This is a genomic window from Streptomyces sp. NPDC044719 (assembly GCF_056433405.1).
Genome location: NZ_JBWKHE010000005.1, coordinates 626160 through 639356, shown reverse-complemented (window position 1 = coordinate 639356; position 13197 = coordinate 626160). Strand labels below are relative to the sequence as shown.

The window sequence follows — 13197 nt, the reverse complement described above, 5'->3', positions numbered from 1 at the left end:
CATATTCGTTCGAAGCGTAGCCCGACGAAGCGGCGGGGGCGGGGTGTTGTGGAGTATCGGGTGATCAGCCCGGCGAGGCCAGGGACCGCTCCCTCACCCGCTCCAGATGCCGTCCGAACACCTCCCGCGCGTCCGGCGTCAGCGTCCGCAGGGCCATCAGTGCCGTGATGACGACGTCACACAGCTCCGCCTGCACGTCGTCCCACGTGTGCGTGACGCCCTTGCGCGGGTTCTGACCCGTCGCGCCGATCACCGCCTCCGAGACCTCCCCGACCTCCTCGGAGAGCTTCAGGATGCGCAGGAGTACGCCCTCGCGGCCCTCGGCGGGGCGGTTGGTGTCGAGCCACTCCGACAGGGTGTCGATGGTGGCCCACAGGTCGGGCCCGGGCGGTGTCTGGTCACTCATGGGCGCAGCCTGCCACGAGGGTCTGACAACGCCCGGAGTCGTCGCCCTACTCCAGGTACTCCTCGTCGAACAGCGGATCCTGCTCGCCTTCCTGCGCCTTGCGCAGCCGCCTGGTCCGTGCCCCCACGACCAGTGCGGTTCCCGCCGCCGTCGCGGCGAAGGCCGCCGGGATCATCCAGCCGCGGTTCACCGCGTGCCCGAGCGCGTGGTCCAGGGAGAGCCGGCCCGGGCCGGTGACGGCCAGGCCCGCGGCCGTCAGGCCCAGTGTTGCCGCGTACTCGTAGCCGCCGCCCTGGTTGAAGAAGCCGTTCGGGGCGTGCACCGCTGCCGCGCCGGCCATCGCGCCGGCCGCCGCCGCACCTGCGGCGGGCGTGGCCAGGCCCAGGGCCAGCAGCGCGCCGCCGCCGGTCTCCGCGATACCCGCCGCCGTGGCGCTCGCCTTGCCGGGGACGTAGCCGACGGACTCCATGAAGTGGCCGGTTCCCTCGATGCCCCCACCGCCGAACCAGCCGAACAGCTTCTGTGTGCCGTGAGCCGCGAGGGTGCCGCCCATCCCCAGCCGGAGCAGCAGCAGTCCCAGGTCACGTCGGTTGCGCAGCGTCACGTCGTCATCTCCTGGAGCCGGCAGCGGAAACACTCGGAAACTTCCCTTCGTGTTTCCACCGTGGCATCGCTGACCTCCCGCGACACCCGGCGGAGCCGTCCGGGACGCCGTTCGGGTGGCACGGGTGGCGACGTCCGCCGGCCGGTACGAGGCTGACTGGCATGACGATTCAGACCACGCGCCTGAGTGACCCGGCCGTCCGCGCCTTCGTGACCGCCGTGAACAACCACGACCGCGAGGGCTTCATGGAGCTCCTCGCGCCGGGCGCGACCATGGCGGACGACGGCTCCGACCGCGACCTCGCCGACTGGGTGGACCGGGAGATCTTCCTCTCCCACGGCCATATGCGGGTCGACAGCGAGTCCAACGACGGTCGATCCCTCGTCGCCCACTACAACAACGACACCTGGGGCGAGATGCGCACCCGGTGGAGCTTCACGGTCGACGACGACGGCAGGATCTCCCGCTTCGAGACCGGTCAGGCCTGAAGGACATCGCCCCGTTCTTCGCGCCGCGCGCTGTGCGGCAGTCGTTCCACGTACCGGTGCGTACCCCGCGGTCCCACGCGGGGTCCACCCCCACCCGGTGCCGTGGAACGACTGCCGACTCCCCCCTGGATGTGGTCGATGGGTCTGACCTACGGAAGCCTTCTGCTCCAAGTGTGAAGCTTTGGTGTAGAAGAGTTGAGCATAAGCGCCCGACCGGCCGCAATAGTGCGGACGTTGAAATTCCGTTTGTGTAGGTTGACGAGTTGACGACCTCGGGACCGGCGTTCAGCCGCGCCCGATGTACGGCATCGCCGTAGCGAGTACGGTCGCGAACTGCACATTTGCCTCCAGCGGCAGCTCCGCCATGTGCCGCACCGTGCGGGCCACATCGGCTACGTTCATCACCGGCTCCGGCGCCACCTCACCGTTCGCCTGCAGCGCTCCCGTCTGCATACGGGACGTCATGTCGGTCGCCGCGTTGCCGATGTCGATCTGCCCCACCGCGATCCCGTACGGCCGCCCGTCCAGCGACAGCGCCTTGGTCAGGCCGGTCAGCGCGTGCTTCGTCGCCGTGTAGGCCACCGAGTGCGGCCGGGGCGTGTGCGCCGAGATGGACCCGTTGTTGATGATCCGCCCGCCCCGCGGGTCCTGCTCCTTCATCTGCCGGTACGCCGCCTGCGCGCACAGGAACGCCCCGTTGAGGTTGGTGTCCACCACGTGCCGCCAGGCGTCGTAGGGCAGCTCCTCGACCGGCACGCCGCCGGGCCCGAACGTGCCCGCGTTGTTGAACAGCAGGTCGATCCTCCCGAAGCGCCCGACGGTGCCGGCGAACAGGGCGGCCACGTCCTCGGGCCGTGAGACGTCGGTCCGTACGGCGAGAGCCGCGCCCTCGGGCGCCAGGGCCGCCGTCTCCTCCAGCGTCTCGGCGCGCCGGCCCGCCAGCGCCACCGACCAGCCCGCGCGGAGCAGTTCCACGGCGACCGCCCGGCCGATACCGGAACCCGCCCCGGTCACCACCGCGACTGCATTTTCCTTGGCATTCATGGGCCCGCAGCGTACGGGAGGCCCCGCCATCCGGAACTCATCCGTCCGTCACGTGAGTGCGGTGTACACGTCGACCAGGTGTCGACCCCGGCCACTCCAATGCCCCGTGCAGCCATTCGCCAGGGGAGGACCGGATGACACCCGCAGCACGCCCGTCCCAGCACGCCCCCGAACTCCGCGCGGCCGCCCGGCACATCGGACGCCGCGGCTTCCTCACCACCACCGGGGCCGCCGCCGCGCTGGCCTTCGCGACCAATCTGCCCTCGGCCGGAGTCGCGGCCGCCGCCGAACTCGACGCCGCGCGGATCACCAAGGACCCGTTCACGCTGGGCGTCGGCTCCGGCGACCCGCTGCCCGGCTCCGTGATCCTGTGGACCCGCCTCGCACCCGCCCCGTTCCAGGCCGACAGCGGACTGCCCGCCGAACGCGTCACCGTCCAGTGGGAACTGGCCCACGACGAGCGGTTCCGCCGTATCGCCCGGCGCGGCACCGTCACCGCGCACCCCGAGTTCCACCACACCGCCCACGTCGAGGTGAGCGGCCTGGAGGCCGGCCGCGGCTACTACTACCGCTTCCGCGTCGGCCGTTGGGTCAGCCCGGCCGGCCGCACCCGCACCGCCCCGGACCCCGGCAGCCGCGTCCCGGGACTCACCCTCGCCGCCGTCTCCTGCCAGGCCTACCACGACGGCTACTACACGCCGTACGCCCATCTCGCCGCCGACGACGTCGACCTCGTCTTCCACCTCGGCGACTACCTCTACGAGTACGCCGTCAACTCCGCAGGCGGCCAGCGCAAGTACACCGACCGCACCCTGCCCGACCTGTTCAACCGCGAGACGCTGACCCTGGACGACTACCGCCTGCGGTACGCCCTCTACAAGTCCGACCCGGACCTGAGCGCCGCACATGCCGCGCACCCCTTCATCGTCACCTGGGACGACCACGAGACCGAGAACAACTACGCCGACGAGATCCCAGAGAACGACGTCCCGCCGGAGGAGTTCCTGCTGCGCCGCGCCGCCGCCTACCGCGCCTACTGGGAGAATCAGCCGCTGCGCAGCCCGCAGCGCCCCGCCGGACCGGACATGCGGCTCTACCGGCGCCTGACCTGGGGCCGGCTCGCCCAGTTCGACGTCCTGGACACCCGCCAGTACCGCTCCGACCAGGCCTACGGCGACCAGGCGCACGTCCCGGGACCCGAGTCCGACGACCCGGCGCGCACCATGACCGGCGCGACGCAGGAACGGTGGCTGCTCGACGGCTGGCGCTCCTCGCGGGCGCTGTGGAACGTCGTACCGCAGCAGGTCATGTTCGCCCGGCGGCACATGGACGCCACCACCCCGTCACGGGTGTCGATGGACGCCTGGGACGGCTACAGCGCCTCACGCCGGCGCGTCCTCGACGGCGCCAAGGCCGCAGGCGTCGAGAACCTGATGGTGCTCAGCGGCGACGTCCACTCGGCGTACGCCTTCGACATCAAGGACGACTTCGCCGACCAGACCTCGGCCACGCTCGGCACGGAGATCGTGGCCACCTCGATCTCCAGCGGCCGGGACGGCGCCGACAAGCCCCCGACCTGGGACACCTACATGGGCGCCAACCCGCACCTGAAGTTCTTCAACGGGCGGCGCGGCTATGTGACGGTCGCGCTGGGGCAGGAGTCGGCGCGGGCCGACTTCAAGACCGTGCCGTACGTGACCACGCAGGGGGCGCCGATCACTACGGCCGCGTCCTTCGTGACCGAGGTGGGGGAGCAGGGGCTCAAGCCGGCGTGAGGCGCGGCTCGCCCGTCTCATCGGGGGACTCGCCCGTCTCGCCGGGGTAGCGGACGCCGACGCGGTCCCGGATCGCGTCGAGCGTCCGCATCACCGCGAGCGTGCCGTCGAGCGGGACGAGCGGCGACTCGGTCTCACCGGCGCGCAGGGCGCGCATCACCTCGGTGGCCTCGTGGCGCAGGCTGTTGCGCGGCCCGTCCGCCGGATCGGCCGTGAACTCCTCGGCGTCACGGCCGTCCCGGTGCAGCACGAAACGGTCCGGGAAGAAGAAGCCGTCCGGAATGTCGATACGGCCCTGCGAGCCGGTGACCGAGGCGGAGGTCGCCGTACCGCCGACGATGGAGCAGTGCACCGAACCGAGAGCGCCGCTCTCCCAGGAGAGCAGGGCTCCCGTCTGGAGATCGACGCCCTCCTCCGAGAGCACCGCTCGCGCGGCGATGTCCGACGGCTCCCCGAGCAGCAGCTGCGCGAACGACACCGGATACACGCCGAGATCGAGCAGCGCGCCCCCGCCCAGTTCCGGATTCCGCAGCCGGTGCGAGGGCGGGAAAGGACCGGCCAGCCCGAAATCGGCCTGCACACTGCGCACTTCGCCGATGGCGCCGTCGTCCACCAGCGACTTCAGCCGCCGCACCAGCGGATTGCAGTACATCCACATGGCCTCCATCAGGAAGCGCCCGTGCTCCCGCGCCAGCGCGACGAGCTCCTGCGCCTCACCGGCATTCAGCGTGAACGGCTTCTCGCACAGCACGTTCCGCCCGGCCGCCAGACACAGACCGGCGGCGGTCCGGTGCGCGGTGTGCGGCGTGGCGACGTAGACGACATCGATGTCCTCGTCCCGCGCGAGCGCGTTCCAGTCGCCGTACGCCCGGGGTATCCCGAACCGCTCCGCGAACGCCTTCGCCGACTCCTCGGACCGCGACGCCACCGCCACGACCTCCGCGTCCGGCAGGTCGATCAGATCCGCCGTGAAAGCGGCCGCGATCCCACCGGTCGCCAGGATGCCCCACCGCACCGTGTCCGCCGTCATTCCCGCCCCGCCTTCACCTTGTGACCCCGAGCAGTCCGTACGAGCTGAGAGCATAGGGGGCGATCGAATCGAACAGGGAGGGACTCATGCCCGAGGGTGGGGCGTCCATATCGAACACCGCGCAGGGGGCCGCAGCCGGGGCGGAGCGGCCCGACCTCACATCGCACCGTCGCACCGGGCTCCTCGTCACCTTCCTCCTCGGCAGCCTGACGGCCGTACCGCCGCTGGCGATGGACATGTACCTCCCGTCGCTGCCGGAGGTCACCCGCTCCCTGCACGCGCCCGCCGCGACCGTCCAGCTCACGCTCACCGCCTGTCTGGCCGGCATGGCGCTCGGCCAGCTCGTGGTCGGGCCGATGAGCGACCGCTGGGGCCGCCGCCGCCCGCTGCTCGCCGGGCTCGCCGTCTTCGTCGTCGCCACCGTCCTGTGCGCCCTCGCCCCCACCGTCGAACTCCTGGTCGCCTTCCGGCTGGCCCAGGGCCTCGCGGGCGCCGCCGCGATCGTCATCGCCCGGGCCGTCGTCCGCGACCTCTACGACGGCATGGCCATGGCCCGCTTCTTCTCCACCCTCATGCTGATCTCCGGAGTCGCCCCCATCGTGGCGCCGCTGATCGGCGGACAGGTCCTGCGCGTGACGGACTGGCGTGGCGTGTTCGTCGTCCTCACCGGCATCGGCATCGCGATCGGCGTCCTGGTCTGGACGAGGCTGCCCGAGACCCTGCCGCCCGCCGAGCGCCACAGCGGCGGTGTCGGCGAGGCCCTGCGCGCGATGCGCGGCCTGCTCGCCGACCGCTCCTTCGCCGGCTACACCCTCACCGGCGGCTTCGCCTTCGCCTCGCTCTTCGCCTACATCTCGGCGTCCCCGTTCGTCATCCAGGAGATCTACGGCGCCTCCCCGCAGACGTTCAGCCTGCTGTTCGGCGTCAACTCCGTCGGTCTGGTCCTCGTCGGCCAGATCAACGGCAAGATCCTGGTCGGCCGGGTCAGCCTGGACCGGGTGCTGGGCATCGGCCTGACGATCGTCATCACCGCCGCGACCGCGCTGCTGCTGATGTCCACGGGCGTCTTCGGCGAGGTCGGTCTCGCGCCCGTCGCCGCCGCGCTCTTCGTGCTGATGTCCGCGATGGGCATCACGCTGCCCAACACCCAGGCCCTCGCGCTGATGCGCACCAAGCACAACGCGGGCTCCGCGAGCGCCCTGCTCGGCACGTCGTCGTTCCTCATCGGCGCCATCGCCTCCCCGCTCGTCGGCGTCGCCGGCGAGGACACCGCCGTCCCGATGGCCGTCGTCCAACTGGCCGCCGCACTGGTGGCAGTGGCCTGCTTCGTGGGAATGTGCCGACCTTGGAAGGCCTCGAAGGCCGAGAAGGACTCGACGACGCAGAGCACGCGCGTGAGCGTGGAGGGAGAAGAGAGCTGAGCGCACCGAGACTGCGCGACGGCACGCCGGAACGGGCCGGACTCGACCCCGCGGAACTGCGTCAGCTTGTCCGGGAGGTCCACGTCCTCACCACCGGGCGGCGCCCCTGGGCACCGGGCGCGGTCCTGGTCGTCGGGCGCGGTCCCGTGATCGCGGTGGAGGAGGCGACGGGCTGGGCCGTGCGGTACGCGGCCTACGACGAGGACGCCGACGCCGGTGTGGAGCTGCCCGCCGAGGACCGGGTCCCGATGACCGTCGGCACACCCTTCGACCTGGCGTCCCTGACGAAACTGTTCACGTCCGTGGCCGCCGTGCAGCAGATCGAGCGCGGCACGCTGGGCATCGACGCGAAGGTGGGGGCGTACCTGCCCGACTTCACGGCGGCGGCCCGGCACGGTCTCACCGTGCGGCAACTGCTCACCCACACCTCCGGGCTGCGGCCCGAACTTCCGCTGTACGACTGCGCCGACGCCGCGCACCGGCTGGCGATGCTCCAGGCGGAGCCGCCGGTCGGCGTGCCCGGCACGTACTGCTACTCCGACCTGAACATGCTCCTTCTCCAGTACGTCCTGGAACGCGTCACGGGCCGCACCCTCGACGTCCTCGTCCGCGACGGCATCACCCGGCCGCTGGGCATGACGGCGACGGAGTTCGGGCCGTGCCCCGGGGCGGCGGCCACGGAGGACCAGCGGCGGCCGTGGGCCAAGGCGGACCGGGGCATGCTGCGGGGCGAGGTCCACGACGAGAACGCCTGGGCGCTGGGCGGTGTGGCGGGCCACGCGGGCCTGTTCTCCACGGGCCGGGACCTCGCGGTGTTCTGCCGCACCCTCCTGGCCGGCGGCTCCTACGGCCCCGCCCGCATCCTCGGCCCCGACTTCGTCGACCTCCTCTTCACCCCGCCCGGCCTCGGCTTCTCCCTGGACCAGCCATGGTTCATGGGCGACCTGGCCGGCCGGGGCGGGGCGGGCCACACGGGCTTCACCGGCACCTCCCTCGTCCTCGACCCGGCGACGGACACGTTCCTGATCTTCCTGACGAACGCGGTCCACCCACGGCGCCGCCGCCCGGACAACGCACCGAGGGCGGCGGCGGGGACCCGGGTGGCACGAGCGGTGCGGGGGATCTGAGAGCACTGCTCTCTCCCGACCGCTCGGGGCCCTCGTAGAATCGCCGGGTGAACGCCCCCGCAGCCCCGGCCGCCGAAATCCTCCGCACCGCTCTCGCCGGTCTGCTCGACGGGCTGCCGGCCCGGCAGGCCTCGCGGGCGGTCGAGCGGCTGATCGCCAGTTATCGCGGGGCCACGCCCACCGACGCTCCCATCCTCCGGGACCGGGCCGATGTGGCCGCCTACGCGGCCTACCGGATGCCCGCGACCTTCGAGGCGGTGCGGTCCGCGCTGGAGGCGTTCGCGGACGCCGTGCCCGGGTGGGCGCCCGAGGGGCATCTGGACGTCGGCGGAGGCACCGGCGCCGCGGCCTGGGCCGTGGCCTCGACCTGGGACGGGGAGCGGCCCGTCACCGTGCTCGACTGGGCCGAGCCCGCGCTGGCCCTCGGCCGGGAGATCGCCGCGGCCAACCCGGCCCTGAGGGACGTGCGGTGGCAGCGCTCCCGGATCGGAGCGGCGCTCACCCTCGAGAGCACTGATCTCGTCACCGTCTCCTATGTCCTCAACGAGCTGACCGCCCCCGACCGCACCGCCCTCGTCGACGCCGCCGCGGACGCCGCCCGAGCCGTCGTGATCGTCGAACCCGGCACCCCCGACGGCTACGCCCGTGTCATCGAGGCCCGCGACCGGCTGATCGCCGCCGGCTTCCGCATCGCCGCCCCCTGCCCGCACAGCGCGGCCTGCCCCATCGTCCCGGGCACGGACTGGTGCCACTTCTCCGCCCGGGTCAGCCGTTCCTCCCTGCACCGCCAGGTCAAGGGCGGCTCCCTCCCCTACGAGGACGAGAAGTTCAGCTACGTCGCCGCCGCCCGCTTCCCCGTGGAACCGGCTCCCGCACGCGTCGTCCGCAAGCCCCAGACCCGCAAGGGCCAGGTCCTCCTCGACCTCTGCGAGACGGAACCGTCCCTGAACCGCGCCACCGTCACCAAGCGCCACGGCGACCTGTACAAGGCCGCACGCGACGCGGACTGGGGCGACGCCTGGCCGCCCTGCTGAGCCGCTGTCAGAGGTCCTCCTGACCGGCCCAGCGGTACAGCGCCTCCTCCGCCGACGCCCGGTCGGCGGGGGGCAGGTTCGCGATGTCGACGCTGTGATTGCCGCCCGGTACCCACAGGAGCCGCGAGTCGGCACCCCCGGGCCGGAAGTACTCGGCCACGGCCGGGTCCTGGGCGCCGTTGACGAACAGCAGCCGGCTGCCGCGGCGGCGGACCCAGCGGTCGATGTCCGGCATGGCGGCCGTGTCGAACACCATGGGGATGTCCCGGGGGACGAAGTTGCGCGCCGCGATGCCGTCCGGATGGCGCAGCAGGTCCGCCACGTGGGCGGTGGGGATGTCGCCGTATCCCAGCTGCGTGCCGATCTGGTACCAGTACGGGATGTACCGCTGGGCCGCGGTGTCGGCGTACAGGGACAGCCCTGCCCAGTTGTCCAGCCATGCGTACAGCTCGTCGGTCGTCGCCTCCGGGCCGGGGATCCCGGCGACATCGGCCGGCGTCGCGCGCTGCCAGAACATGAACAGCACCCGCAGCACGGCGATTTCGAACGCCTTGTCCGCGCTGCCGATGATCCGGAAGGTGTCGCCGGTGGTGGAGGCCCAGGCCGCGTAGCGGGCGACCAACTCGGTCCGGTGCTCCAGCATCCGGCGCTGGGCGGCCTTGACGGCCTCGCGGCCGGGGGCGGTGCCGACCGTCTCCAGGAAGCGCAGATAGGCGGAGTCCTCGTGGTCGTCGACGTTGTTCGGGGCCGAGTAGACCACCGTGCCGTCCACGTCACCGGGGTGGAAGCGGCGGTGGTAGAGGCTCGCCAGGCCGCCCTTGCTGCCGCCGGTGGAAAGCCATGCGCCGGGGTAGATCCGGCGGAAGAGTCGGACGACGCGGTGATGGTCGTCGGCGGCCTGGCGGATGGTGAGGTGGGCATAGCCGGGTCCGGCCGGGCGGGAGGTGCCGAAGTAACGGTGTTCGACCTGGAGTTGGTTGGCGCCCAGCAGTGTCGCCGGTTCCGTCCGCCGGGGGGTGAGGACCGCGTGGTAGCCGGTGCTGAACAGCACCGTGGGCCGGTCTGCGGCGGTGTGCAGCAGGGTGAGGCGCTGCTCGAAGGTGCCGGCCGCGGGGTCGGTGTGGTCCACCGGCTGGCGCAGGCCCAGGACGAAATGCCGGTAGCCCGGCTCGGCGTCCTGCCGCTCCTCGATCAGCCGCACTCCGGGCAGTGCCCGCAGGGTGTCCGCGATGTCGGCGTCCCCCGGCCGGGGCCTTGCGCCCGCCGCCCGCGCGGGTACGGCCGCCGTGGCGGCGAGGCCCGCCGCCGAGACCGCCGAGGTGAGCAGCCGTCGTCTCGTCCACACGCCCATCGTGTTTCCTCCCGGGTGTCCGTCGGTCGCCGTTTCGGCCGTGGTGTCACGACCGCTTCAGTACATCCGCCGGACGTCCCGGGAGGATCCCGCGCGCGAGGGGACGGTCTCCCCCGGGCGGGGGAGGCTCACGACGACCGGTCGGTCGTACCGCCCTCCTGTCCTTCGCGCTGTTGCTGTCGCTTCTCCTGAAGCTTGCGCAGCAGCTCGCGCTTCTGGGCCTGCGGGTCGAGACCGCCGCCTATCCGGCCGTCCCGGCCGCCGCCGCGCAGCGCCTTGCGGCCGAGGTTCTTGCGCGATCCGCCGACACCCAGCATGTTTCCGGCTCCGCCTCGGGTCATGTCGAGGCTCCTCTCCTGAATGCGATTCCTGAATGCGATGATGCGACGAGACGTTTCGTCTCGCACTGACCTCAACACTGTCCGACGAGACGCACCGTCTTGTCAACCTGATAAATTCGAGCCATGAGCCTGAAGAAGTCCGCGCAGCCCGCCCCCGACTCCACCCGGCGCAGCGAGAGGTCCCGCCGCGCCATCTACGACGCCGCCCTCACGCTGGTCGCGGAGGTCGGCTACCCCAAGACCACCATCGAGGGCATCGCCGCCCGGGCCGGTGTCGGCAAGCAGACGATCTACCGGTGGTGGTCCTCCAAGGCCGACGTCCTGCTGGAGGCCTTCCTCGACCTGAGCGAACAGGCGTCCCGGGACGCGGGCCCGGAGTACGAGTTCGCCATCCCGGACACCGGCGACCTCGCCGCCGACCTCAAGACCGTCCTGCGCCTCACCGTCGACCAGCTCCGGGACCCCCGCTTCGAGGGGCCGTCCCGCGCCCTGGCCGCCGAGGGCGTGGTCGACGAGCAGCTGGGCCGCGTCATGGTGGGCAAGCTCCTCGAACCGTCGCTCCAGATGTACGCCGACCGGGTCCGCTCCGCGCAGGAGTCCGGCCAGGTCCGCCCGGACGTCGACCCGCGCATCGCCCTCGAACTCTGGGTCTCCCCCCTCGCCCAGCGCTGGCTCCAGCACACCGGCCCGATCTCCTACGAGTACACCGACACCCTCGTCGACTACGCCCTTCACGGCCTCGTGCCCCGCTGAAGGGCCCTCCGCGCGTCCCGCTGGGCGTAGTCCCGGGCCTCCCGGGTCTGCCAGGCCTGCCGCTCGGCGATGCGCGCCAGCCGCCCCGGCGCGTCCGTGATCACCCCGGTGCACCCCAGCTCCAGCACCCGGTCCCGCTGCGCGTCCGTCACCACCGTGTGCGCCCACACCCGCGCGATCCCCGAGTTCACCGCCCGCACCAGGTCCGCGTCGCGCGCCCGGTGGTCCACGTCCAGCAGATCGACGTACGACCGCCAGCGCTCCGGGCGGTCCGTGCGCAGTTGCCGCGCCGAGCGCCACACCTGTGTGAGCAGGCCGAGGCGGTGGGCGCGCCGGGCCACGCCGGGGTCGTTGGAGTTCACGAAGACCGAGCGGGTCAGGCCACGGGCCCGGATCAGGCCGGCCAGCCGGTCCAGACTCCGCGGATCCTTCGCCTCCAGCATCAGCACGATCCGCCCGCCGAAACGGTCCAGGACCTCCGCCACCGTCGGCGGCCGCTCCGACCGCCAGCTCCCGGGCAGCACGTCCCTCGGGCGCAGCCGTACGCCCTGCCACTCCCCGGCGTCCAGGCCGCGGACCGCGCCGCCCAGGTAGGTGGTGCGGTTCAGGGTCTCGTCGTGGAACACCACCGGCGTGCCGTCGCGCAGCAGCCGTGTGTCGAAGTCCAGCACCTGCGCCGTACCGCGCCGGTAGGCGGTCATCAGCCCCGACATGCTGTTCTCGGGGACCTCGTGGGCGCCGCCGCGGTGTGCGACGTACGTGATCCGGGGGAGTGCCGCCACCGTCAGCGGGCCGGTGCCCCACTCCAGCGGCATCGGGGCGGTGCCGTGTCCCGCGAGGGTCAGCGCGGCCACGGAAGCCGCGGTGGCCAGGCCCGTCAGCGCGATCGTTGTGACCATGGCGATACGGTAGGGCGCCATATCGGGTCAAAGCCGTCAATGACACCGATCTTGGTGTGGCATATGCCTCGCTCGCCCCACCGGTACCTGTCTCATAGCTCCTGCCCCGGATGTGGGCACTGGCCCCCCGGTGCGCGGGAAGATGGGACCATAGGGCATGCTGTTCCGCACGACGGCGAGGCGAGGGGATAGATGAGCGCGGAGTTCGGCGGCCGGACCGGCCTGCAGGGCAAACTCACCCAGTGGCTGCGCGCCGGGCGCCGGCCGAAGGAGACCGCCGGGGACGGCGGCCGTGAGGCCCTGCTGCTCGCCGCCGCCGGCGCGGGACTGCCCCTGGCGCCCGCCGCCCACCCGGCCGGCTACCGCTGCTCCTGCGACCGCGTCGGCTGTCCCACCCCGGCCCGGCACCCCGTGTCCTTCGCCTGGCAGACGCAGTCCACCACCGACCGCGCCCAGATCGAGCGCTGGGCCCGCCATCAGCCCGAAGCCAACTTCATCACCGCGACCGGCATGGTGCACGACGTCCTCGACGTGCCCCTGGATGCCGGTCGCGACGCGTTGGAGCGGCTGCTCGCGCAGGGGGTCGAGGTCGGGCCGGTCGCCGAGAGCGACGACGGCCGCATGCTCTTCTTCACCCTCACCCGCGGTACGCCCGAGGACGAGGACGAGTGGTGGCCGTGCGAACTGGACTGCCACCCCGAGACGGCGGACGAGCACCCCGGGCTGCGCTGGCACTGCCGGGGTTCCTACGTCCTCGTGCCGCCGGCCCGGCTGCCCGGCGACGGCCGGGCGGTGCGGTGGGTGCGCGGGCCCGAGCACGCGCTGCCGGACCCGTTGAGCCTGCTGGAGGTGCTCACCGAGGTCGGCGGCCGGTACGCCGACGCCGACTCCTCGGGGTCGGCGTGGCCCTCGCGGCGCTGAGGC

General features: G+C 72.3%; 14 protein-coding genes. 7 read left to right on the top strand and 7 right to left on the bottom strand.

The genetic code is table 11. The features are described from left to right. Positions 1-64 precede the first annotated feature (64 nt). Entirely contained in the window at positions 65-406 is a 342-nt protein-coding gene (locus AC07DF_RS23060) for a MazG-like family protein (protein ID WP_478974304.1), read from the bottom strand. A gap of 46 nt (positions 407-452) precedes the next feature. Continuing rightward, the gene (locus AC07DF_RS23055; RefSeq protein WP_478974301.1) at positions 453-1010 is read right to left on the bottom strand and encodes a DoxX family protein; all 558 of its coding nucleotides are present in this window, start codon (positions 1008-1010) and stop codon (positions 453-455) included. Positions 1011-1171: 161 nt separating this feature from the next. On the opposite strand from AC07DF_RS23055, the gene AC07DF_RS23050 reads away from it, so the two are divergent. Beyond that, positions 1172-1498, top strand: coding sequence for a nuclear transport factor 2 family protein (locus AC07DF_RS23050; protein ID WP_478974298.1), 327 nt, complete (start codon positions 1172-1174; stop codon positions 1496-1498). 285 nt (positions 1499-1783) lie between these two features. Here the strand turns inward: AC07DF_RS23050 and AC07DF_RS23045 are convergent, their stop codons facing one another. After that, positions 1784-2542 (bottom strand): SDR family oxidoreductase, encoded by a 759-nt coding sequence (locus tag AC07DF_RS23045; protein WP_478974295.1) that lies wholly within the window; start codon positions 2540-2542, stop codon positions 1784-1786. Positions 2543-2676: 134 nt separating this feature from the next. On the opposite strand from AC07DF_RS23045, the gene AC07DF_RS23040 reads away from it, so the two are divergent. Continuing rightward, positions 2677-4317: an alkaline phosphatase D family protein gene (locus AC07DF_RS23040; protein WP_478974292.1), complete on the top strand. Its 1641-nt coding sequence runs from the start codon at positions 2677-2679 to the stop codon at positions 4315-4317. Here the strand turns inward: AC07DF_RS23040 and AC07DF_RS23035 are convergent. Continuing rightward, positions 4304-5347 (bottom strand): Gfo/Idh/MocA family protein, encoded by a 1044-nt coding sequence (locus AC07DF_RS23035; protein ID WP_478974289.1) that lies wholly within the window; start codon positions 5345-5347, stop codon positions 4304-4306. The two genes, AC07DF_RS23040 and AC07DF_RS23035, sit on opposite strands and share 14 nt — an antisense overlap. Before the next feature lie 86 nt (positions 5348-5433). Here AC07DF_RS23035 and AC07DF_RS23030 point away from each other — a divergent pair, with 86 nt between their 5' ends. Genes AC07DF_RS23030 through AC07DF_RS23020 form a run of 3 tightly spaced genes read left to right on the top strand, consistent with a single transcriptional unit; the run spans position 5434 to position 8929 of the window. Continuing rightward, complete coding sequence (locus tag AC07DF_RS23030) at positions 5434-6768, top strand: multidrug effflux MFS transporter (RefSeq protein ID WP_478974286.1); 1335 nt, start codon at positions 5434-5436, stop codon at positions 6766-6768. Beyond that, positions 6693-7895: a serine hydrolase domain-containing protein gene (locus AC07DF_RS23025; RefSeq protein WP_478974283.1), complete on the top strand. Its 1203-nt coding sequence runs from the start codon at positions 6693-6695 to the stop codon at positions 7893-7895. Before AC07DF_RS23030 ends, AC07DF_RS23025 begins: the two co-directional genes overlap by 76 nt. Positions 7896-7942: 47 nt before the next feature. Then, the gene (locus AC07DF_RS23020; RefSeq protein ID WP_478974280.1) at positions 7943-8929 is read left to right on the top strand and encodes a small ribosomal subunit Rsm22 family protein; all 987 of its coding nucleotides are present in this window, start codon (positions 7943-7945) and stop codon (positions 8927-8929) included. A gap of 7 nt (positions 8930-8936) precedes the next feature. Here AC07DF_RS23020 and AC07DF_RS23015 read toward each other — a convergent pair whose 3' ends face one another. Together AC07DF_RS23015 and AC07DF_RS23010 are read right to left on the bottom strand one after the other, a co-directional pair. After that, on the bottom strand, positions 8937-10280 hold the full coding sequence (locus AC07DF_RS23015; RefSeq protein WP_478974277.1) for a S28 family serine protease: 1344 nt from the start codon (positions 10278-10280) through the stop codon (positions 8937-8939). 128 nt (positions 10281-10408) lie between these two features. Continuing rightward, complete coding sequence (locus tag AC07DF_RS23010) at positions 10409-10621, bottom strand: DUF6243 family protein (protein ID WP_478974273.1); 213 nt, start codon at positions 10619-10621, stop codon at positions 10409-10411. 123 nt (positions 10622-10744) lie between these two features. On the opposite strand from AC07DF_RS23010, the gene AC07DF_RS23005 reads away from it, so the two are divergent. Beyond that, a complete protein-coding gene (locus tag AC07DF_RS23005) occupies positions 10745-11374 on the top strand; it encodes a TetR/AcrR family transcriptional regulator (RefSeq protein WP_478974270.1) in 630 nt (209 codons plus the stop codon). Here the strand turns inward: AC07DF_RS23005 and AC07DF_RS23000 are convergent. Further along, positions 11353-12273, bottom strand: a complete 921-nt coding sequence (locus tag AC07DF_RS23000) for a glycerophosphodiester phosphodiesterase (RefSeq protein ID WP_478974267.1) — start codon at positions 12271-12273, stop codon at positions 11353-11355. The genes AC07DF_RS23005 and AC07DF_RS23000 overlap by 22 nt on opposite strands. A 192-nt stretch (positions 12274-12465) precedes the next feature. Between AC07DF_RS23000 and AC07DF_RS22995 the strand changes: the two genes are divergently transcribed. Then, positions 12466-13194 (top strand): bifunctional DNA primase/polymerase, encoded by a 729-nt coding sequence (locus tag AC07DF_RS22995; protein ID WP_478974264.1) that lies wholly within the window; start codon positions 12466-12468, stop codon positions 13192-13194. Positions 13195-13197: the final 3 nt, after the last annotated feature.